Origin of the sequence: Paenibacillus sp. Y412MC10 (assembly GCF_000024685.1) — a bacterium.
GTDB lineage: Bacteria > Bacillota > Bacilli > Paenibacillales > Paenibacillaceae > Paenibacillus_AQ > Paenibacillus_AQ lautus_A.
The window spans coordinates 5,560,801-5,581,762 of sequence record NC_013406.1; the positions used below are offsets into that span (position 1 = coordinate 5,560,801).

At 52.1% G+C, this 20,962-nt stretch carries 19 protein-coding genes and 1 tRNA gene; 3 read left to right on the forward strand and 17 right to left on the reverse strand.

Features of this window, described 5'->3' with window-relative positions; translation table 11 throughout:
• The first annotated feature begins 77 nt into the window (after positions 1 to 77).
• Both GYMC10_RS24235 and GYMC10_RS24240 read left to right on the forward strand, forming a co-directional pair.
• The gene (locus tag GYMC10_RS24235; RefSeq protein WP_015736968.1) at positions 78 to 857 is read left to right on the forward strand and encodes a nuclear transport factor 2 family protein; all 780 of its coding nucleotides are present in this window, start codon (positions 78 to 80) and stop codon (positions 855 to 857) included.
• 252 nt (positions 858 to 1,109) lie between these two features.
• Complete coding sequence (locus tag GYMC10_RS24240; protein ID WP_015736969.1) at positions 1,110 to 2,300, forward strand: YhgE/Pip domain-containing protein; 1,191 nt, start codon at positions 1,110 to 1,112, stop codon at positions 2,298 to 2,300.
• A 124-nt stretch (positions 2,301 to 2,424) separates the two neighbouring features.
• Here GYMC10_RS24240 and GYMC10_RS24245 read toward each other — a convergent pair.
• Positions 2,425 to 2,497 (reverse strand) — tRNA-Ala (locus GYMC10_RS24245).
• 188 nt (positions 2,498 to 2,685) lie between these two features.
• Positions 2,686 to 3,159 (reverse strand): transcriptional regulator NrdR, encoded by a 474-nt coding sequence (nrdR, locus tag GYMC10_RS24250; RefSeq protein WP_006212015.1) that lies wholly within the window; start codon positions 3,157 to 3,159, stop codon positions 2,686 to 2,688.
• 147 nt (positions 3,160 to 3,306) lie between these two features.
• Here nrdR and GYMC10_RS24255 point away from each other — a divergent pair, with 147 nt between their 5' ends.
• Positions 3,307 to 3,534 (forward strand): alpha/beta-type small acid-soluble spore protein, encoded by a 228-nt coding sequence (locus GYMC10_RS24255; protein WP_006212016.1) that lies wholly within the window; start codon positions 3,307 to 3,309, stop codon positions 3,532 to 3,534.
• A gap of 68 nt (positions 3,535 to 3,602) precedes the next feature.
• Here the strand turns inward: GYMC10_RS24255 and GYMC10_RS24260 are convergent, their stop codons facing one another.
• The 15 genes from GYMC10_RS24260 to GYMC10_RS24330 form a co-directional block, all read right to left on the reverse strand.
• Positions 3,603 to 4,169 (reverse strand): lytic transglycosylase domain-containing protein, encoded by a 567-nt coding sequence (locus tag GYMC10_RS24260; RefSeq protein WP_015736970.1) that lies wholly within the window; start codon positions 4,167 to 4,169, stop codon positions 3,603 to 3,605.
• Positions 4,166 to 4,765 (reverse strand): dephospho-CoA kinase, encoded by a 600-nt coding sequence (coaE, locus tag GYMC10_RS24265; RefSeq protein WP_015736971.1) that lies wholly within the window; start codon positions 4,763 to 4,765, stop codon positions 4,166 to 4,168. The genes GYMC10_RS24260 and coaE overlap by 4 nt, the downstream gene beginning before the upstream one ends.
• Positions 4,766 to 4,774: 9 nt before the next feature.
• Positions 4,775 to 5,515: an MntP/YtaF family protein gene (locus GYMC10_RS24270; RefSeq protein WP_015736972.1), complete on the reverse strand. Its 741-nt coding sequence runs from the start codon at positions 5,513 to 5,515 to the stop codon at positions 4,775 to 4,777.
• 121 nt (positions 5,516 to 5,636) lie between these two features.
• Positions 5,637 to 6,470: a DNA-formamidopyrimidine glycosylase gene (gene mutM / locus GYMC10_RS24275; protein ID WP_015736973.1), complete on the reverse strand. Its 834-nt coding sequence runs from the start codon at positions 6,468 to 6,470 to the stop codon at positions 5,637 to 5,639.
• Between the two features lie 146 nt (positions 6,471 to 6,616).
• Entirely contained in the window at positions 6,617 to 9,277 is a 2,661-nt protein-coding gene (polA, locus tag GYMC10_RS24280; RefSeq protein ID WP_015736974.1) for a DNA polymerase I, read from the reverse strand.
• A 269-nt stretch (positions 9,278 to 9,546) separates the two neighbouring features.
• A complete protein-coding gene (gene phoU / locus GYMC10_RS24285) occupies positions 9,547 to 10,206 on the reverse strand; it encodes a phosphate signaling complex protein PhoU (protein ID WP_015736975.1) in 660 nt (219 codons plus the stop codon).
• Between the two features lie 54 nt (positions 10,207 to 10,260).
• Positions 10,261 to 11,016 (reverse strand): phosphate ABC transporter ATP-binding protein PstB, encoded by a 756-nt coding sequence (gene pstB / locus GYMC10_RS24290; RefSeq protein ID WP_009594645.1) that lies wholly within the window; start codon positions 11,014 to 11,016, stop codon positions 10,261 to 10,263.
• A 47-nt stretch (positions 11,017 to 11,063) separates the two neighbouring features.
• The gene (gene pstA, locus GYMC10_RS24295; RefSeq protein ID WP_009594637.1) at positions 11,064 to 11,939 is read right to left on the reverse strand and encodes a phosphate ABC transporter permease PstA; all 876 of its coding nucleotides are present in this window, start codon (positions 11,937 to 11,939) and stop codon (positions 11,064 to 11,066) included.
• The gene (gene pstC, locus GYMC10_RS24300) at positions 11,940 to 12,833 is read right to left on the reverse strand and encodes a phosphate ABC transporter permease subunit PstC (protein ID WP_009594642.1); all 894 of its coding nucleotides are present in this window, start codon (positions 12,831 to 12,833) and stop codon (positions 11,940 to 11,942) included.
• Between the two features lie 97 nt (positions 12,834 to 12,930).
• Complete coding sequence (locus tag GYMC10_RS24305) at positions 12,931 to 13,935, reverse strand: PstS family phosphate ABC transporter substrate-binding protein (RefSeq protein ID WP_009594622.1); 1,005 nt, start codon at positions 13,933 to 13,935, stop codon at positions 12,931 to 12,933.
• Positions 13,936 to 14,064: 129 nt separating this feature from the next.
• Positions 14,065 to 15,243 carry a methyl-accepting chemotaxis protein gene (locus tag GYMC10_RS24310; RefSeq protein ID WP_041622051.1) on the reverse strand — a complete coding sequence of 393 codons (1,179 nt, stop codon included), beginning with the start codon at positions 15,241 to 15,243 and terminating at the stop codon, positions 14,065 to 14,067.
• 178 nt (positions 15,244 to 15,421) lie between these two features.
• Positions 15,422 to 16,153, reverse strand: a complete 732-nt coding sequence (locus GYMC10_RS24315) for a response regulator transcription factor (protein ID WP_015736978.1) — start codon at positions 16,151 to 16,153, stop codon at positions 15,422 to 15,424.
• A 70-nt stretch (positions 16,154 to 16,223) separates the two neighbouring features.
• Positions 16,224 to 18,041, reverse strand: coding sequence for a two-component system histidine kinase PnpS (gene pnpS, locus GYMC10_RS24320; protein WP_015736979.1), 1,818 nt, complete (start codon positions 18,039 to 18,041; stop codon positions 16,224 to 16,226).
• 25 nt (positions 18,042 to 18,066) lie between these two features.
• Complete coding sequence (locus GYMC10_RS24325) at positions 18,067 to 19,038, reverse strand: bile acid:sodium symporter family protein (RefSeq protein WP_015736980.1); 972 nt, start codon at positions 19,036 to 19,038, stop codon at positions 18,067 to 18,069.
• A 162-nt stretch (positions 19,039 to 19,200) separates the two neighbouring features.
• The gene (locus tag GYMC10_RS24330) at positions 19,201 to 20,754 is read right to left on the reverse strand and encodes a fumarate hydratase (protein ID WP_015736981.1); all 1,554 of its coding nucleotides are present in this window, start codon (positions 20,752 to 20,754) and stop codon (positions 19,201 to 19,203) included.
• Positions 20,755 to 20,962: the final 208 nt, after the last annotated feature.

Below are 20,962 nucleotides of genomic sequence, written 5' to 3' on the forward strand. Positions count from 1 at the left end.
TGAGCAACAGATAAATAAACAACGTAATGTTCATTATTTATCTAATGACCAAAAAAAATTCCAAGGAGGATATTCCAATGACATCCAACCATCAACATGAGCTTGTTCGTAAGGCAGTCGCCGTACTGGAAAGTTTTGAGAGCGGCAACCCTGAAGCGATTACGGCTTACGTTCATCCAGATCAATATATTCAGCATAACCAGGCCTTACTCGATGGTCGTGAATCCATGCTTGGCGCACTTGATCATTTAAAGGAAATGGGTACCAAGGTAAGCATTAAGCGTACTTTAGTTGACGGAAATTATGTGGCTCTTCATTCTGTATATCATTTTCACGGCCCTAAAATCGTATTTGATCTCTTCCGTTTTGAGAATGGACTCATCGTCGAGCATTGGGACAATTTGCAAGAGATGGTGGAGAAGACACCAAGCAATCATACGATGATTGACGGACCGGTTACGATTAAGGATATCGACAAGACGGATGCCAACAAAGCATTTGTCAAAAGCTATGTTGAGAACATCTTGCTCGGGAAGAACCCTGACCTGCTGGCCTCTTACTTTGATGGAGATCACTACATTCAGCATAGTCCGCATATTGCAGACGGCCTTTCAGGTCTTCATACTGCTTTGCAGGCTCTGAAGGAGAGAAATATTGAGTTTCAATATACTCATGTCCACCAAGTAATCGGACAAGGCGATTTTGTCCTTACAATGAGTGAAGGTCTATTTGATGGTCAACATACTGCTTTCTACGATTTGTTCCGCGTAGAGGATGGAAAGATCGCTGAGCATTGGGACGTAATCGAGGCCATACTGCCGGCAGAAAAACGAAAAAATTCGAACAGTAGATTTTGAAATTTGTGTGGCTAAATCGCAAGGCATTGCCGAAATGTAAGTGCGGTGATGTCTTGCGCTTCACGAATGTACTTGAGCAATCAATTTTGTAATCAAAAAGATACAGAAGCGTTGCTGCAGCAACGCTATTTTTGTTCATTGCCATGAAGTGACCGTGTGATGCAGCCATATTATATGGTAGCCCTTCACAAATGAACATTGCCGTTGATAGTCAACCATATGTTCATTATAAAGAACAAGGAGTAGTGGATCATGAAAATGCTGACACAAAAAATGATGTGGCTGGGAATGGTGCTCGTCCTGATCGTGTTGACCGTATTCGGGGTAGCGATGATGGGATCGGTGCTTGGATCGAAGCCAAAGGAGGTCCCGGTGGCCCTCGTTATCCTTGACCAGCCGGCGGAGCTGCCGACTGGAGAAACGTTTGCGATAGGGGAAATGATCCGGGAAAGGTTGCTGTCGAGCCCGGCAATGCCGTTTGTCTGGCATGTCGTGGATTCCGAGGAAAAGGCTCGGGAAGGACTGGATAAACGCGAATATTACGGAGCGATGGTGATTCCGGCGGATCTGAGCAGCGGTTTACTCTCGTTAGCGACTCACTCGCCGATTCACCCTAATGTGAGAATCATCTCCAACGAGGGTATGAACACCCAAGCCTCGATGGTCGTAAGACAGGCAATGGGGCAAGCGATGAACATGATCAATGGGGAACTGTTGCAGCAGCTGCTTGGGCAGATCGGACAGCAAACGGAGCAAATTCCCATTGAGACGGCTAAAGCTTTAATGACACCGGTGAACGTTCAGGAGGAAGTCGTGCATCCACCGGGAGTGAATCATGCGGCGGGGAATGCGCCGGGTTTGTTTACCCAGATTATATGGATCGGCAGCATGGTGACCGGAGTCGTCTTGCTCCTGGCTAGCCAGAAGGCGGTCGCCGCGGGTTCAAGGAGATGGACAGTCAGCGCGCTGCAAGCTATCGGGGGGCTTGCGATCGTCGGCATTGCCTCATGCTTCACCATATGGATGGCTTCGTCGTGGTACGGCATGGAACTGGCGAACGCGGGGGAGACGTGGTTGTTCTTATGGTTGGCTGGATCGGCGTTCTTCTTGTTGCAATCTTCCTTGCTGAATTGGATCGGATTCCGTGCAATACCGCTGCTCGTACTGCTGATGTTCTTCTCGGTGCCGCTTCTGAACATGGCTCCGGAGTTCTTGTCGCAGACGACGCGAGATTGGATCTATTCGTGGACGCCACTGCGGTTCGCGGCAGGAGGGCTACGGGAAGTAATGTACTTCGGCGGACTGGACGCAGCTCACTCAAACGCCTTGATTTTGTGGGGCGTCGCCGGTGGATTTTTGGTCTTGCTGCTCTCTTCCGGATTTAAGGCAAATCGAGCGACAGATGCCGCCCCTACTTCTGTTACAGGCGATACAATAAAGTAAGAACAATCAACGATGCGTTGTACCTCCTTTTTTTTACGCTCATGTTATAATTAAATTTTCTGGGAAGTATTAAAAAGTTATAAAAACAAAAAAACCCTTGATTTCTCAAGGGTTTCTCTTCGTATGGAGCCTAGGGGGATCGAACCCCTGACCTCATCGCTGCCAGCGATGCGCTCTCCCAGCTGAGCTAAGGCCCCGTAAGCGACTTCTATATCATATAAAAAATCAGCAGGCATGTCAACACTTTTTCAGAACTTTTTTGATAATGCGCAGTGCCTTTTTTCCTTCTCTATATAATGTCACTTATCGATGTTGAGAGTTTGGCGCCATGAAAGCGCCGGAAGAGCACCAGGGTCATTTAAGAACTTTAAGAACCGTGGCGCTCTTACAGCTCCTGGACGTCCGTATCCTTGGACAGCAGGCTTTTCAGTTCCTTCATGAACATATTGATATCCTTGAACTGCCGGTATACGGACGCAAACCGAACGTAAGCCACCTCGTCGACAGGATATAACCGCTCCATCAGAAGCTCCCCGATCTGGCGGCTCTCCACTTCCGCCGCCGCGGTATTGCGCAGCGCCTTCTCGACATCCGATACGATCATATCCAGCTGGTCCACGGATACCGGACGCTTCTCGCATGCCCTTATCAAACCGCGGAGCACCTTCTCCCGGCTGAACTCTTCGCGGCTTCCGTCCTTTTTCACGACGATCAGCGGCGTTTCCTCCACCATTTCAAAGGTTGTGAATCTCTTGCTGCACTGCTCGCATTCCCTGCGGCGGCGGATGGATTTATTCTCGTTGGCAGGCCTGGAATCCAGCACTTTCGTTCCGGCATAACTGCAATATGGACACTTCATAAGTTGTCTTCACTTCCTTTGTATTCAGCGTGATTCGCCCTTAATGGGCGTCAGAAAAATTTACCAGCAAAACTTTTGTCTTTTATGTTATGAAAATGCGAGACCCGAGACATAATACTTTTACCAACCCAAGGAGGTGAACTTAACATGGCACAAAGCAACAACAACTCCAACAACCTGGTTGTTCCTCGCGCAAACGCTGCTCTTGAGCAACTGAAGTACGAGGTAGCTCAAGAACTTGGTATCTCCATTCCACAAGACGGATACCAAGGTAACATGACTTCCTATGAGAACGGTTCGATCGGGGGATACATCACAAAGCGTCTTGTAACCCTGGCCGAGCAACAATTGGCTGGTCAATACTCCGGTCAATAATTGATTCTTCCTTAAAAAAGGAGTGTTGGCGGCTCGATGTAAGAGCCTGTCCAGCGCTCTTTTTTTCTTTAGAAGCCGCCCTTATACACATCCGTATATTGATTATAATAATAAATCACGCGCTGTACATAATGCCGGGTTTCCCCGATGGGTATACTCTTCACGTTCTCATAGGTTCCGTCCCACATGCCCTTGTTGATCCAATTCTTGACGTTCCCCGGGCCCGCGTTATAAGCGGCGATGGCGGCAATCGGATTGCCGTCCATTTCCTTGTGCAGATTCTGAATGTACCAGGTGCCCAGCTGGATGTTCGCATCCACTTCATTCTTTACGCTCAGCAGGTTCACCGACGGGAGCTTGGCCATTTCCATCGCCCAGTTCGCCGTATCCGGCATCAGCTGCATAATGCCCAGCGCGCCCTTCTTGGATTCCTTGCCCGGCTTGAAATTCGTTTCCACCCGGATGATCGAGGCCACCAGAAACGGATCGACCTCATAATATGCGGCATGTTTGCGGATCTCATCCTTATAATGGATCGGATACAGCAGGGTCATCCAATTGGAGCTTAGGAACAGCAGCGCTACAAAAGAAACGAACAGCAGGAGCAGCACCCTTTTTTTACGAAGCCACTTCATAACTGAACCAACCTATTCCACAGGTTGTCCACCTGCTGCTGCGTTTCGGCCAACGTGCCGCTGTTATCGATCAGGATATCCGCTCGAAGCTTCTTCTGCTCAATGTCCATCTGGCTGCTAAGACGCGCCTCTGCCGCTTCCCGGGTAAGAGCGTCCCGCTCCATCAAACGCGCAAGCTGCAGCTCGCGCGGGACATAGACAACAGCGATCTGCTTCAGATAAGGATAGGCTTCCCTTGCCTCCAGCAGCAATGGAATATCCGCTACCACGAGCCGGTCGGGATGCTGCCGTTCATACGCCTCCGTCCGTTCCCGGATTTCCTGCCGGATTGCCGGATGCGTAATCTCATTCAATGCCGCCCTCTGCTCCGGATGATGGAAAATCATCTCCCCGAGCTTCTTTCGATTCAACGTACCGTCTTCAAAAAGGATCGCTTGTCCAAAATGTTCGGTCACTTTACCCAGCACCGGATGACCCGGGAGCATCACTTCCCGGGCGATGATATCCGCATCGACGAGAAGCGCTCCCTTCATGGCCAACATGGAGGACACGGTGCTTTTGCCTGTTGCAATTCCTCCGGTTAAACCGATATTCATGACTTCACCTCATAACAGCTTCATTATACCCATGACAACTAATAAAAAAGCAGGCAAATACGAGATAAAACGCATGCCTCCCTTGGCCGCAAAACGGAGGCCGACCCGCATGCCCAGCACCAGAAATATCCCGCTGAACAAGGAAACCACGGCTGCGGTGCCTAGCGGTGAGAAACCCAGCATCGCTGCGCCGAGCCCGGCTCCGAACGCATCGAGCGACAGCGCGATCCCCAGCCACATCGCCTCCCATGGAGAGATGCTGCCGGAGTCGTCCAGATCCGCTTTCGTCGGGCTGCGGAGAATTTGAATGACGACGCCGATCTTCGGTATTTCAAGGGAGAATACCGCTCGCTGAAGCTGCTCTTGGCCTGCCGTGGTAACTTCACGACGCGGTGTCCCTTGATGAATGGCTCCCGGCGTTTCCGTAAGCGATGCGGAAGAATCCACGGCGGATGCCGGCTGCACTTCAGGCTCGCTGGTTCTCCGAACCTGCTGATATAAAGACCATAGGCCCAGCAGTATCAATATGGCAGCTCCGATCACGGATGCCGCAGACGGGGATAAGAACCGCTGCAGCAGCGCGCCTGCCTGCATGGAGACGCCAAGCACCAAACCGGAACACAGCGAGATGATCAATACAGACAGCAGCGGTATCCTTGTTTTGCGCAGACCGTATGTAACCCCTGCCCCAAATCCGTCCAGGCTTAACGCCATCGCCAGCAGGGCAGACGAGAAAATATGACTGAGCACCCTTTTCCCTCCTCCAAAGCTCCACATCAAGCTGCTCATTCATGAAGAAGAGCTGCCGATGCGCTCCACATATGTTCCACATTATATGTGGGGGAGCAGGAATGGGTGCACGCCTATTCAATTACTTCTTGACCGGCTGACACTTCGGGCAGTAATGGGTCCCCCGTCCGCCGACCACGATCTTATGAATCGGGCCGCCGCACGCATGGCATGGCTTGTCCTTCCGACCGTAAATCTGATGGCTGTTCTGGAACATCCCCATCTCGCCCTGCCCGTTGACATAGGACTTGATGGAAGATCCGCCCGCGTCGACGGCTTCGGACAACGTATCCACGATCGCATGATACAATCGCTTAAGCTCGGCGTCCTTCAGGCTGTTCGCGTTCCGCTCCGGATGAATCTTGGCCCGGAACAAGGCCTCATCAACATATATATTGCCGATGCCGACCACATATGCCTGATTCAGCAGCACCGCCTTGATCTTCGTTTTCTTGGTGCCGATGACTTCCTTGAAGGTTCCGAACGTAAACGTGTCATCCAGCGGCTCATAACCAAGCTTGGCAAGGGGAGCATGCTGGAACTCTTCCCCCGGCGCAAATAGATGCATCGTTCCGAATTGGCGCACGTCCTTGTACCGCAGCTCCGTCCCGTCCGAGAAATGGAAGATGACATGGGTATGCTTCTCCACCGGCTCCTCGGCTCGGTACACCCCGTAACGCCCCTCCATCCGAAGATGCGAAACGAGCACCAGCCCGTCCAGCAAGATCCGCAAAAACTTCCCGCGGCGCTCCACGCCTTCCACGGTATGGCCCTTTAACATAAAAGCAAATGCCTCGATATCGTCAGGACGCTGGATAATCCGCGGCAGGTTCACGGATACGTGATCTATATGCTTACCTTTAATCAATTGGTTCAGTGTTCGTTTCACGGTTTCTACTTCCGGCAATTCCGGCATAATGACTTCACCTCATCCCCCATTATACCGGAAGTTGGGACAGAGCGGGACCATGGTTTTGTGGAAAGGTATGGTGCATAACCGCCCCCCTCTTCACTCCATGATCCCCCTAAACAAACCCTATCCGCCAGCACGCCGTGCAGCTTTTACTTCGCCTCGTACCAGTTCTCGCCATAGCTGACTTCCGATTTCAGCGGCACGGACAGCTTCAGCGCCTGACTCATCACGTCCGGCACCAATTCCTTCATGACCTCCAGCTCATCCTCCGGTACCTCGAACACCAATTCATCGTGCACCTGGAGCAGCATGCGGCTCTTCAATTGGCGCTCATGGAGCGCCTTGTCCATATGGACCATGGCCAGCTTGATGATGTCCGCGGCCGTTCCCTGAATCGGCGTATTCATCGCCGTCCGCTCCGCAAAAGAGCGCAGGTTGAAATTACTGGCGTTAATCTCCGGCAGATACCGTCTGCGTTCGAGCAAGGTCTTCACATACCCGTCTTGCTTCGCCTGCTTGACGATCACGTCCATATAGCGCCGCACGCCCTGGAACACCTCGAAATACTGGTCGATAAATGCTGCCGCTTCCTTCCGCGTAATGTTCAGGTTCTGGGACAGGCCATAGTCGCTGATTCCATACACGATGCCGAAGTTAACCGCCTTGGCGGACCGGCGCATATTGGAGTCCACCTCATCCATGCCGACTCCAAACACGTCCATCGCCGTCTTGGTGTGGATGTCCATGTCGTGGACGAAGGCTTCCTTCAGCCGTTCGTCGTCCGAGATATGCGCAAGCACGCGAAGCTCGATTTGGGAGTAGTCCGCCGCCAGAATGCTCCAGCCCGGTTCCGACGGAACGAAAACCTTGCGCAGCTTGCGCCCTTCCTCCAGACGGATCGGAATGTTCTGCAAATTCGGGTATTGGCTGCTCAGACGGCCGGTAGCGGCAATGGTCTGACGATAGTAGGTATGCACTTTGCCGGTTACGGATGAAATCTCCTTCAGCAGTCCTTCCACGTAAGTGGATTGCAGCTTGGCCAAAGTACGGTACTGTAAAATCAGGCGGACGATATCGTGATAAGGCGCCAGCTTTTCGAGCACCTCGGCATCGGTGGAATAACCGGTTTTGGTCTTCTTGATGACCGGCAGCTCCAGCTTCACAAACAGGATTTCACCGAGCTGTTTAGGCGAATTGAGATTGAATTCCGTTCCGGCGATCTCGTAGATCTCCTGAACAAGCTTCGCGATCTGCCCTTCGAACTCGCGTCCCAGCTCCTTCAAATCCTCCGCATTCACGGCAATTCCCTGCTTCTCCATATCGGCCAGAATGCGCGAAAGCGGCATCTCCAGATCATGGAACAGCGGGAGCATTTCATTGGCAGCCAGTTCCTTCTCCTGAATGGGAACCAGTTCGGATACGGCCAGGCATTTTCTGGCCATGTGCTCGCTGAGCTTCTCCACATCGGGAACCTTGTACTTGGCCCCTTTACCGAACACGTCCTCATCGGCTTGAAGATAGGCCAGACCGTACTTGGAGGCCAGACCGCTAAGGGTTTGATTCGATTCCGTAGGATCAAGCAGGTAGGCTGCCAGGTGAACGTCGAATGCCGCGCCGGCAAAAGCGATGCCCTGCCAATGCAGCGCCAGGTCAATACGGTGCAGGTCATACCCGCGTTTTGGGATCTCGCTATCGGCAAGCCAAGCACGGACAGGCTCCGCCTCTTCCGACTTCAGCACGTCAAACGGGAGGAAGTACTGCCGCTCCTCCGTCGCGAGTGCCAGCCCGATCACGTCCGCATGATGGGGGTTGTCCCCATGCGTTTCCACATGGAGCACGGTCACTTGTGCCAGATGATCCGCAACCTCGGCAATTCCCGTCGCGTCCACAAGGGTCACGTCGATCTTCGCTTCGGGCTTCGACTCCGCCGCATCACCAGGGGCACCGCTTGTGCTCAGGTTCAACCTTTCAATAAGCGATTTAAACTCGAGCTTCGCCAGTGCGGGACCAGCCGTCTCTTCATTCAGGCCCGTAAATGCCATTTCATCAAGCGACTGTTCCAGCGGCACTTCGCGGAAGATCGTAGCCAGCTTTTTGCTGAGTATGGCGGAATCCGCATGCTCCTCAATCTTCTCTTTCATCTTGCCCTTCAGCTCATCGGTCCGGGACACCACCGCTTCAACGGATCCGAATTCATGAAGCAGCTTCAGCGCGGTCTTCTCCCCTACTCCCGGAACGCCGGGAATGTTATCGGAAGCATCGCCCATCAATCCCTTAAGGTCGATAATCTGATCAGGCGTCAGGTTATACCGCTCCTTAATCTGTTCCGGTCCGTAATACTCGATTTCGGTGACGCCTTTGCGGACCATCGCGATCGTGGTATGCTCCGAAGCCAGCTGCAGCATATCCTTATCCCCGGAGACGACCATCACCTTGCGGCCGGCTTCGTCAGCCTGGCGGGTAATCGTACCGATAATGTCGTCGGCCTCATAACCGCCGATTTCGAATTGGGAGACACCCAGGCCTTTCAGCAGCTCTTTCAGCAGCGGGAATTGTCCTGAAAGCTCCGGCGGGGTCTTTTGTCGGCCGCCCTTGTACTCCTGAAAATCCGCATGGCGGAATGTTTCCTTGCCGGCATCGAATGCCACCATCATATGCGTCGGTTTATGCTCCTCGATCAAGCGAAGCAGCATCGTCGTAAAGCCGTAAACCGCATTCGTCTGTTGTCCGCTGGCATTGGTCAGCGGCGGCATCGCAAAGAATGCCCGGTAAATGATATTATTTCCATCAATCAGAATCAGCTTGTCCATAGAACACCTCGCACCAATATTACTTCCTTTCCACATGATAACATAGGTTAACGCCAAATCCGAACAATCCGTTCGATTAACGGTGAATTCGTGTTTTCACGCAAAATAACCCCACAAAGTGAAGCATGTTCTTCGATGCTTATTCCAAATACTTTGCGGGGGCCCCAAAACATATAAATGCGATGAAAGAATTGCTTCCGCTTCGCTGGAATGTTCTAAATTCTCGCAAAAAAAACGCCGGCTTTCGCCAGCGTTTGACTAACATTTTGCTATTGATTGAGGTCGGGACGATGACCCGTTACGAGGTACACCGTGCTCTCGCCGATGTTGGTTGCATGGTCGGCGATCCGTTCGATGTAGCGTCCCACCATGATCAGCAGCATCGCTTGATTGGCCGAATCCGGATCGGATGTCAGATGCGAATACAGGTCCTGCAGAATGACGCTGTACAAGTGATCGACCTGATCATCATCCTGTGCCATTTTATAAGCCAGATCCGTATTTTCCGTCAGATAGGATTCGATGGATTCCGAAACCATCGCACGCACCATATCCGACATCCGCGGAAGATCCACCAAAGGCTTGATCAGTTTCTGGCCTTGCAGACGGATTGTAACTTTAGCGACATCCCGCGCCAAGTCTCCCATACGCTCCAAATCGCTTGCAATCCGGAAAGCAACCAGTATTCGGCGCAAATCCTTTGCCACAGGCTGCTGGGTCACGATCAGGCGGGAACCGATGTCCATGATTTGCTCTTCCATGTTGTTTAACTGCACATCGTTCTTGATAACCGCCTGCGCTTTCTCCGCATCCAAGGTCTGGAGGGACTCCACGCTGTTTGCCAGCGCCTCCTCCATATGCTTGCCCATATCCTGCAGCAAACTTCTCAGCTCATCAAGCTGCTGATCAAACTCAATTCTCCGGATCATGTATGATGCTCCTCCTATCTACTTTTAAGAAAGATCATTGTCGTAATAACGGCCTTAACCGAAACGGCCCGAGATATAATCCTCGGTACGTGCATCCGACGGCGTCGAGAATAGCGTATCGGTGTTTGCGGATTCAACCACTTCGCCATTCAGGAAAAATACCGTCTGTCCGGATACGCGCGCAGCCTGATGCATGTTGTGCGTAACCATGACGATGGTGTATTTGCTCTTCAGCTCCTGCACCAGCTCTTCGATCTTCAGCGTCGAGATCGGGTCCAGCGCGGACGTAGCTTCGTCCATGAGCAGGATATCCGGCTGTACGGCAAGGGCCCGGGCAATGCACAGGCGCTGCTGTTGGCCGCCGGACAGGCTCAGCGCAGAACGCTTAAGATAATCTTTGACTTCGTCCCACAGCACAGCCTGCTTCAAGCTTTGCTCCACGATTTGGTCAAGCTCCGCTTTATTGCGGATGCCGTGCAGGCGCGGCCCGTAAGCGATGTTGTCATAGATCGATTTAGGGAACGGATTCGGCTGCTGGAACACCATCCCTACCTGCTTGCGCAAGGCCTCGACGTGGACCTCCTCGCTATAGATTTCCGTCCCGCCGATTTGCACGCTGCCTTCGATTCGGGTGGAAGGGATCATGTCGTTCATCCGATTCAGCGTACGCAGCAGCGTTGACTTACCGCAGCCCGACGGTCCGATGAATGCCGTCACCGTTTTCTCCGGAATGTCCAGATCGACGTTTTTAAGCGCATGGTACGTATCGTAGTATAAATTCAATTTTTTTATCTGTATGATGGATTCCATATCTTATTCATGTCTCCTTTTTCACGATTAGATCTGCTATGCCTCTCTTAGATGTTCTTCGAATACTTGTTCCGAATCCACACGGCTGCGATGTTCATGATGAACAGCATGATGAGCAGCAGGATGATACCCGAAGCTGCCAGCTCGTGGAATGCCTCACTTGGTCTGGATACCCAGTTAAAGATCTGGATCGGCATGACAGTAAACGAATCGAGCAGATTTTCCGGCAAGAAGGCCACGTACGTTAAAGCACCAATCATGATAAGCGGTGCGGTTTCGCCGATCGCACGAGACAAGGCCAGGATAACCCCGGTCATAATTCCAGGAATCGCTGACGGCAGCACGGCGCTGGATACCGTTTGCCACTTCGTTGCTCCCAACGCGTATGAAGCGTCACGCCGGTTCTTAGGCACGGCGCGAAGCGCCTCCTGCGCCGCAACGATGATAATCGGCAGCACGAGAAGCGTCATCGTTAGCACCCCGGACAACAGGCTGCGACCAAGATTCATGCCGCGCACGAAAATCGCCAGCCCCAGGATACCGTATATAATAGAAGGAACCCCTGCAAGCGTACTGATATTCAGCTGAATGAGCCGAACCCAGCGGCTGCGGCCCGCATACTCTTCGAGAAAGATGGCCGCGCCCACGCCCAATACGAAGGACAGTGGAGCCATGAGCAAAAGCAAATAAATCGTGCCGACAATCGGCGATTTCAGTCCTGCTTTATCCGCGATGCGCGACGGAAAGTTGGTGAACAGCTCAGGCGAGAGCCGATGAACGCCATCCATCACGATCGTCACGATCAAAGCCATCAAAACAAGAATACCGATGCTGGTACAAGCCAGGAAAATCATATGCAGCGTCTGGTCACTACGGCGTCTCCGGTTGATTCCTTTGCTGTCCCCCAGATTCAATTGTTCCATCTAGTATTCCTCCCTGAAGCGGCGAGCGACCCACTGCGCCAATATATTAAGCAAGAAGGTGATGACAAACAAGGTCAAACCTACTGCAAAAATCGTACCGTATTCAATCGTTCCTCGCGGAACGTCTCCCATGCTTACCTGAACGATATACGAAGTCATCGTCTGAATGCTTTCCAGCGGATTCAGCGTCAGCTGCGGCGTGGCGCCTGCAGCCACCGTCACGATCATCGTTTCGCCGATCGCGCGCGAGAATGCCAATACGAATGAGGATACGACCCCGGACAGAGCGGCTGGAAGCACGATCTTCAGCGCAACCTCAAAGCGGGTAGCACCCAGCGCGTATGCTCCATGACGAAGACTCTTGGGAACAGCACGCATCGCGTCTTCGCTTAAAGACGAAATCATCGGCAGGACCATGATGCCGACCACGAGCCCCGCGCTAAGCGCATTGAATATCCCCATATCGGGAAAAATCTTTTGAAGGAATGGCGTTACGGTTTCAAGCGCAAAATATCCGTAAACAATCGTTGGTACACCAGCCAATACTTCAAGCACTGGCTTTACAACCCCCCGAACCCGGGCAGGAGCGTATTCATTGAGATAAATAGCGCATGCCAAGCCGATAGGCACTGCGAAAATGATCGCAATGCCTGTAATCAGCAATGTGCCGCCCAGCAGGGGCAGCACGCCGAATTCTTTTGGAGGGAGAATCGGACTCCATGTCGTTCCGGTCAAGAAGGACCATACCGGCACTTCCTTGAAGAAGATCACGGATTCCTGTAGAAGCGTATATACAATACCGATGGTGGTAAACACCGAAAGCATGGCACACAAGCCGAGCAGGATTGGAATGATTTTGTCTGAGATGCGCGTTTTGCTTCGACGGAATGTCATGCTTTTAGTGTTTGCCGCCACGGGTGAAGTTTTGTTCATTCTCCTCTTCCCTTTCTATGGGTTGCCCGAAGGATTCCCTTCGGGCATGAAATCTTTATTATTTTGCCAACTTGTCTTTTTCTTCTTGATACTGTTCGTCTTGAAGCGGTACGAAACCGACTTCGCCAGCAAGACTAGCGGCATTATCAAGGTAGAAGGTCATGAATGCACTCACTTCCGGGCGCTCAAGCTCTTTATCGTTTACGTAGAGCAGCAGCGGACGGGACAATGGAGCATAACTGTTATCCTTGATCGTTTCCATGCTTGGAGCTACGGTAGCTGTACCGTTATCGATCGGAACCAGCTTCAATTTGTCTTGGTTCTCTTCATAGAAGGAGAATCCGAAGTATCCGATGGAGTTTTTGTCGCCAGCAACTCCTTGTACGACTGCGTTGGTATCGGCACTGAACGTGATTTGGCTGTCGTTTCTGCTTGCTTGTGCTTCACCGTTAATCGCTTCTGTGAAGTAGTCGAATGTTCCGTGGTCTGTACCAGGAGAGTAAATTTTGATTTCCTCAGCCGGCCATCCTTCGCGAACGTCAGCCCATGTTTTTACGGTGCTGTTCGGCTCGTAAATTTTCTTCAGCTCATCTACTGTCAATTTATCTACGAATTCATTGCTCGGGTTAACAACAACGGATAGTCCGTCATAAGCTACCAGAACCTCATGATAGGAAATGCCCTTGGATTTTGCTTCTTCAGCTTCACTGTCTTTAATTGGACGGGATGCATTGGAGATTGGAATCTCTCCATTGTTAAAGCGTTTGAAACCGCCACCTGTTCCGCCTGTTCCGATCGGAATGCGGACATCCGGGTTAGCTGCGCCGAACTCTTCGGCAATGGCTTCGGTCAATGGATGCAATGTACTGGAACCGTCAATTTCAATCGTTCCCGACAAAGCTGTTGTTGTACTTCCTTCATTTTGCTGTGCTGAACCGTTGTCTGTATTTTCTCCGGAAGCACCGCCGGAAGTTGTTCCTCCGCCGCATGCCGCCAAAAGCGTGCTCAGCATCAATACCAGTACAAGAATACCTGCTGGTTTACGACCCCTTCTTTTAAACAAACGAATCCACTCCTTCAAAATGGTTGTTGTCTCTAACTTCCTACTTACAATATTGATAATAATCCCGTAATGTAATAACAGTTTCTGAGAAATGTAAACGCAGTGTAAAATATTTTGATAAAACTAGATTCATAGGCTCGGCTTTTCTTCTAACGATCCGTTTAATCCTGCGAGCTCATCCTTCACCCGCTCGACGCGCCTAACGGTTTCCTCCGCCAGTTGATAAACCTGATTCCCCGACTTCTGAACCTTCTCGACGGCGCTCTCCATTTCGTTAAACATATCGGCGCCTTCCGTTACATACCCCTCACAGGACTGGATTTCCTTCAGCGAAGATACGGCGCCAACGGCTGTATCTCCCGCCAGCCGCTGGATGTGCTCCAACAGCTGGGCGATATCCCCTGACAGCTTACGCGTTTGTTTGGCCAGCGACTGCACCTCTGCCGCGACCACTTGAAATCCCCGCCCATGCTCTCCGGCATGCGCAGCTTCAATCGAAGCATTCATTGCCAGCAAACTGCTTTGATTGGCCAGCTCGGTAATCATGCCGGTTATCGAAGAAATGCGACTGGCATCCGCAGCGAGCTCGGCGGCCTGCCCTTCACGCTTCGTCATATCCTCCACAAGGCCAAGATAAGAGGTTCGGACATGGTCAAGCTTCTTCTTACCCGTCTGGGACCATTCCCTCATCCGTATACATTCCGCATTCGTTCTGGCTGCCGCCGCTCGAACCTCGGTCAACGAGGATTGGATGTTCCCGGTATGCCGGAAGCTTTCCTGAAGAATCAGCTCCCGCTTCTCTTCCGCTTCCGTTTGGAGACCGCTTGACAGACTCATTAAATCCCGTACGGTAAGCACGCCCAGCAGGCGGTCAGCCTCCGTCATCAGGACGCAATCATAAAATTTCGAATCCGGGCGCTGCAGGGCCAATTGCAGCAGTGTTCCTACCTTCTCGGTCACATCGACCTTCATCGGTTGATGGTCCCCAAACTGGAAGGCCGGCCTGGAATAATACAGGTCAACGGCAAACCGGCCCATCATTCGCCGGTAAAAAACATCCCGCATGATCAGCCCCGACGGCCTGTCTGCCTCATCGCAATAAATAACGCAAGGAATATGCTGATCCTTCGTAAAAACATTCAGCACGTCGAGGCAGGTTTCGGATTTTCGGATAATAGGGACCTTTCTTATGTACTGCCGATATAATGCGCCTGCTTCAGGTTTGCTTGCTGATTGGCCATCCATTGCCGCCTCTACTTCCGCTTCGGTTCTCTCTGTCTGATTCGGTTGGCATTGAAGCAGTGTCATGCGCCCTCACCCCTTGATTGATCTGGTCCTTTAGACGCATCTTAACGGACAAGTGTTATGGGAATATTCTCGAATGATTAAGGGAGTGTAAACGAAGGAGGGATGTTGGCAAGAATATGAGACATTGGACATGCTTAGGTCCTGCCCAAAGACCCAAAAAAAAATACTCCGCATCATTTCAAATCGAATGATGGGAGCCTTTAATGGGATTTACCACAAGTTTATAACCAACTCCGCGGATGGAGTCGATGTGTACGGACTCAGGATCAAGTTCAAGCTTCTTGCGCAGGGAGCTCACGTGAACGTCGACGGTTCGCTGTCCGCCGATATAATCGAAGCCCCAGACCACGTTCATCAGATCGTCCCTTGTTAACACCACGCCCGGTTTCTTGGCCAGATAGAGAAGCACCTCGAATTCTTTCGGACGGAGATTAATGCTCTGACCGCCAAGCCGCACCTCGTATTTCTCTGGATAGATTTCCAGCTGTCCAAGCGAAATGACGTTGCCTTGATTGTCCGTCGTCTTTACCTCGTCAGCATGGCCGGACACCCGGCGCATGACGGCCGATACGCGAGCCAGCAGTTCGGACACGCCAAACGGCTTGGTAATATAGTCATCCGCCCCCATCTTCAAACCTTGAACAACTTCCTCTTCGGCGTTCTTCGCGGTCAAAATGATGATCGGCGTCGTAATTCCGTTACTGCGTAGTTTCTCTAAGATCTGAAAGCCGTTCATGCCAGGCAGCATAACATCCAGCAGGATCAAATCGTATTCATGTTGTGACGCTTTCTCGTAACCTGCCGTACCGTGTTCCTCTACTTCGACTTGAAAGCCTTCCTGCGTCAAATTGTAAGACAACAGCCGCGAAAGTGTCGGCTCATCTTCGATGACAAGCATGCGTTGCGTCAATGGTACCCCCGCCCTTATCTTGTTAATTGGACTGCTCATGCAAGTATATCAACAGAATGTTAACGGAGTGTTAACTCCCTGTATCGTGGGTTTCCTGCAGGATCGGAAGCTCGATGATGAAGGAGCTTCCGATGCCCAGCTCGCTTTCCACCTTGATGGTTCCGTGGTGAAGATCCACCAGATGCTTAACGATCGATAGGCCGAGCCCCGTTCCGCCGGATCCGCGCGAACGCGCTTTATCCACCCGGTAAAATCGTTCAAAAATGCGGGGTAGATCCTTCTTCGGAATGCCAATCCCGGAATCCTTGACAACGAATTCCACGAAATCATCGGCACTCCCGTCATTATGCTTTTCACGCGCCGTTAATTTTACTCGTCCGCCCTCCTGCGTGTAACTGATGGCATTCGAGAGAAGATTCATAAATATCTGGCGAAGCTTATCCTCATCGCCTTCCATAAACAGCTCCTCCGGAACGTCGAGCTCCAGGCCGATCCGCTTCTTCTCCGCTACCGTGCGCATCATTTCGGATATCGTATCAAAGAACGCCGACAGATGAATCGGCGAGTAATCCATCTGAATCCGCTTCGATTCGATCTTGGACAGCTCCAGAATGTCACCGATCAGACGGTTCAGCCGTTCGGATTCGTCATAGATGATCTGGAGGAAGGAACGTGACGTCTTCTCGTCGGTAACTCCGCCGCCGAGCAGCGTTTCGGCAAACCCTTTCACCGCAGCCAGCGGGGTCTTCAGCTCATGAGACACATTGGCAACGAATTCGCTTCGCATGCGTTCGAGCCTGCGGATATCGCTAACGTCCTGCAACAGGAAGAGCATGCCCCGCCGATAAGGCTCCTGCTCTTCCTCTTGCATCATCGTCACTCCGTCAATGCGGATAATCGATTCCACCGGATAATAAACGTTGCGTTCCTCATGGAAGTCCGCTTGGCTTCCAAGGCCTTCCTCCATCAGTTTGGTCAATTCATAATGCTGCTTCAGCTCGCGGTACGATTTCCCGGTAATCACCTCGGCGTTAATGCCGAGCATCTTCTCAGCGGCCCGGTTTACAAGGATGATTTGGCCGGCTCCGCTAACCAAGACGATGCCCCCTGTCATATTGTTGAGGACGCTTTGCAGCAAGTCTTCGTTATCCCGTATCGTCCGCAGCTGGGTTTGAAGGCTGTCTGCCATTCCATTGATGGCTTGCGCCAATTGACCGATCTCGTCCTTACGGTGAATCTTGACTCTCGCATCGTATTCCAGACGCGAGATCCGTCTAGCTACGCGCGTAATCTTCTCAAGCGGCGACGTTAACCCTTGAGCGACGCGGTAGCTCACCAAGGCAGCAATCAGAAATAACACCAGCAGGCCGATCCCCATGACGGTCCAGCCTTGCTTGACTCCCTGGTCGACTTCCTTCAGGCTGACGGACAACCGAACGAATCCGTCGAAATTCTCCCCGGCCTTGACCGGGAGAGCGACATACAGCATATCCTGCTGAAGCGTATCGCTGCGGCGAATGGTACTCCCGCGGCCTTCTTTGAGCGCTTGAAGCATCTCCTCGCGATAAGCATGATTATCCATGGTCAACGGGTCGCTTTCCGAATCCCCGATCACCCTGCCGTCCTTCAGTATGAACGTCACTCTCGCATCGGACAGCTCCTCCAGCTGCAAGGACCTGTCGGTATAATACGAAACGGCTTCCGCGCCGTCCGTATCCGGGAACTCCATCATGGTCTGCAGGAGCCGAATCTCCCGGACCATATTATCCTCCAGCAGCTGGATATGGGACTGTTTGAACACCGTCACCATAGCCAGGCCTGCCGCAAGCATGGATAACCCGATTAAAGTAAGCATAATCAGAGTCAAACGGTTGCGATACTGCCTCATGGTCTCTCCTCTTTCTGCTTCATGATCATTTTGGATAACTTATCGCCCGTGTCCGTCTTCGGTGGAACAGTGCGTGAATGACCGTTGCCGCCGGCTGTTGAAACATAATGCCCAGCACGACCGGAATGGACGCCTGGGGCGAAAAATACGATGTCGCAAGCACCATCCCGAGGGATATATTCCTCATGCCGGACGCGTAGGTAAATGTAATTTGCATGTCCTGTGTCCGTCCCGGCATCGCATAGGAGCCAAAGTAGCCGAGTAAATAACAGATCACGATCAGCGCAACGACAACCGGGATGACCACCAGCATTTCCTCCTTCATGCCTGCGGCATGGGGAGCGATAGCAGCCGCGTTCAGCATCACCACAAGCATGAAAAACAGCTTCGATATCGGCTGCGTCACGGGAGCCGACCACTCCTTGATCCGTCCTTTGGATACCTCATACAGCATCACCCCGATCAGAGTGGGCAATACCACCATAGTCAGCAAATCAAGTATCAGCTCGGACGCATTCCATGCAACCAGTGCATCTCCGATAAACATATCCATCAGAGCCGGCACGACCAAGGGACTGAGTATGGTGTCCAGCACCACCACCGCCAAGATGAACGGAACGCTGCCGCCGGAGCTTCCGACCCACATCACCGAGGATATCCCGAGCGGAATGATCGCGAAAAGCAGCAAGCCTATCGTATAGTCCGAGTCCGCGCCGAATACGGCCGAGCCCAATCCATAGGCGAGCACCGGTGCGGCCGCATGGGCGAGAAACAGCGTCAGCATGACGGCAAAGGGGCGTTTCAGCACCCCTTGCAGATGGCGGATGCCGCAGCCAAGCGCCATGACCAGCGTAATATAACCGAATAGATAAGGAATCCAGTGAACAAAGTCCAGCAGCACGTCCGAGAGCAGCCAGCCTAGCACCAGCGACCCGGGAATCAAGAGAAAGGTGTACTTTTCAAACCAAGATGCAAAGGCCAGTCCAAAACTTCTCAACAGTTTCCTCCTATGACTGAATTGACGTATTTGACTTTCATCATAAACCGGAGCGATCCGAACCGCAACGAAAATTCGAAATAAGGCTCCCTGCTTGCGCTCAACAAAAAAGCACCGACCGGCACGTGATGGCCAATCGATGCTTACTCATCATGATTTGAATCAGGAGAACACCGGCTCTTTAAACATCGCCAGCTTCTGTGCGGAATCCTTGCTCACATCGGCATGCAGACTGTTTCCGTGCGAATCCATGGTAACGATGGCGGCAAAGCCGTCGACCTCCAAATGCCACATCGCTTCCGGAATGCCGAACTCCATGAGATCCACGCCGTTTACTTTTTTGATGCATCTCGCATAATACTGGGCAGCCCCGCCGATGGCATTCAGATACACGCCGCCATGCTCCTGCAAGGCTTGAAGCGTCTTCGGTCCCATGCCGCCTTTTCCGATAACCGCACGAATGCCGAATTTTTTCAAAATATCGCCTTGGTACGGTTCTTCCCGAATGCTGGTCGTCGGGCCTGCCGCCTTGACATGCCATCCCTCTTCATCCTGCATCATAACCGGACCGCAGTGATAAATCACGGCTCCGTTCAGATCGATAGGGGCATCGTGATCCATCAGGTATTTATGAAGCGCATCCCGTCCGGTATGCATCTCGCCTCGGATCACCACCACATCCCCGACGCGCAGGGAACGGATCTGCTCCTCGCTGATCGGCGTCTGAAGCACTACTTCACGTCCCTGGGAATCACTTGGCGCTGATTCTTCGACTCGGGACGCTGCCGTTTCGGAGTTTGCATTCATCTGCACCTCGCTGCCTGCTTCATACAGCCAATCCGCGATCTCCCCGGTTTCCGGCTCAATCAGTACGCCCTGACGGCGGAACGCCCAGCAGTTATAGGCCACCGATACAAAAAAGCTTGCAGGCAGGCGGTTCATCGCACCGACCTTGCAGCCGAGCAGCGTGACTTCTCCGCCAAAGCCCATCGTGCCGATCCCCAGCTTGTTTGCATTTTCCAATATGTAATCTTCGAGCTTCGCCAGATCCTCATTCGGATTCACGTCTTCCACATGCCGGAACAGCTGATGCTTCGCAAGCTCGTATCCGGTCGTGCGGTCGCCTCCGATACCTACGCCGATAAATCCGGCGCTGCAGCCCTGCCCCTGGGCTTGATACACGGCATGCATGATGCACTTGCGGATTCCGTCCAGGTCACGTCCCGCTTTTCCCAATCCTTCAAGCTCTGCGGGAAGGCTGTACTGGATGTTTTTGTTCTCGCAGCCGCCCCCTTTCAGGATGAGACGGACGTCCACCTTATCCTGCTCCCATTGCTCGAAATGGATGACGGGCGAACCAGGTCCGAGATTATCGCCGCTGTTAGCGCCTGTCAACGAATCCACCGAATTAGGACGCAGCTTGCCATCCTTCGTGGCGCGAACCACCGCCGCATAGATCGCCTTCTTCATTTCGATGTGATTCGCACCCACGGGTGTATGCACGATAAACGTCGGCATGCCCGTATCCTGGCAGATCGGCGATACTTCCTGCTCGGCCATCTCGATATTTTGAGCGATCGTTGCCAGTGCCAGCCCCGCTCGCGTTGCCGCATCCTCGGACGCTCGTCCACGGTTGACCGCTCTTCGCACGTCTCCGGGCAAATTCGTGGAGGTTTCTACAATCAGTCGATACATGCTCTCTTCAAATAACTTCATAGCGTCAGTAAACTCCTCTCTTTCATGACCCAATCCTAACAACAAAAAAGAATCATTATAAACTGCCAATATTGTTATCATATCATATCATTCCGCACATGAAAGGGTTTACTTGAAAAAATGAAAGAGACGAGAAAATGTGTTGAATTGCCGGTCATAATGACCATACCAATCTATGAATCTCTCATATATTGGTTAAGGAAAGGAG

Excerpts from the sequence above, each read along its gene's own strand:
- nrdR (WP_006212015.1), bottom strand. The coding sequence starts at position 3,159 with ATGAAGTGTCCATATTGCAGTTATGCCGGAACGAAAGTGCTGGATTCC.
- polA (WP_015736974.1), bottom strand. The coding sequence starts at position 9,277 with ATGGACAAGCTGATTCTGATTGATGGAAATAATATCATTTACCGGGCA.
- phoU (WP_015736975.1), bottom strand. The coding sequence starts at position 10,206 with ATGATCCGGAGAATTGAGTTTGATCAGCAGCTTGATGAGCTGAGAAGT.
- coaE (WP_015736971.1), bottom strand. The coding sequence starts at position 4,765 with ATGAATATCGGTTTAACCGGAGGAATTGCAACAGGCAAAAGCACCGTG.
- pnpS (WP_015736979.1), bottom strand. The coding sequence starts at position 18,041 with ATGAGGCAGTATCGCAACCGTTTGACTCTGATTATGCTTACTTTAATC.
- GYMC10_RS24330 (WP_015736981.1), bottom strand. The coding sequence starts at position 20,754 with ATGAAGTTATTTGAAGAGAGCATGTATCGACTGATTGTAGAAACCTCC.
- pstC (WP_009594642.1), bottom strand. The coding sequence starts at position 12,833 with ATGACATTCCGTCGAAGCAAAACGCGCATCTCAGACAAAATCATTCCA.
- mutM (WP_015736973.1), bottom strand. The coding sequence starts at position 6,470 with ATGCCGGAATTGCCGGAAGTAGAAACCGTGAAACGAACACTGAACCAA.
- GYMC10_RS24310 (WP_041622051.1), bottom strand. The coding sequence starts at position 15,243 with ATGACACTGCTTCAATGCCAACCGAATCAGACAGAGAGAACCGAAGCG.
- GYMC10_RS24240 (WP_015736969.1), top strand. The coding sequence starts at position 1,110 with ATGAAAATGCTGACACAAAAAATGATGTGGCTGGGAATGGTGCTCGTC.
- GYMC10_RS24255 (WP_006212016.1), top strand. The coding sequence starts at position 3,307 with ATGGCACAAAGCAACAACAACTCCAACAACCTGGTTGTTCCTCGCGCA.
- pstB (WP_009594645.1), bottom strand. The coding sequence starts at position 11,016 with ATGGAATCCATCATACAGATAAAAAAATTGAATTTATACTACGATACG.
- GYMC10_RS24235 (WP_015736968.1), top strand. The coding sequence starts at position 78 with ATGACATCCAACCATCAACATGAGCTTGTTCGTAAGGCAGTCGCCGTA.
- GYMC10_RS24260 (WP_015736970.1), bottom strand. The coding sequence starts at position 4,169 with ATGAAGTGGCTTCGTAAAAAAAGGGTGCTGCTCCTGCTGTTCGTTTCT.
- pstA (WP_009594637.1), bottom strand. The coding sequence starts at position 11,939 with ATGGAACAATTGAATCTGGGGGACAGCAAAGGAATCAACCGGAGACGC.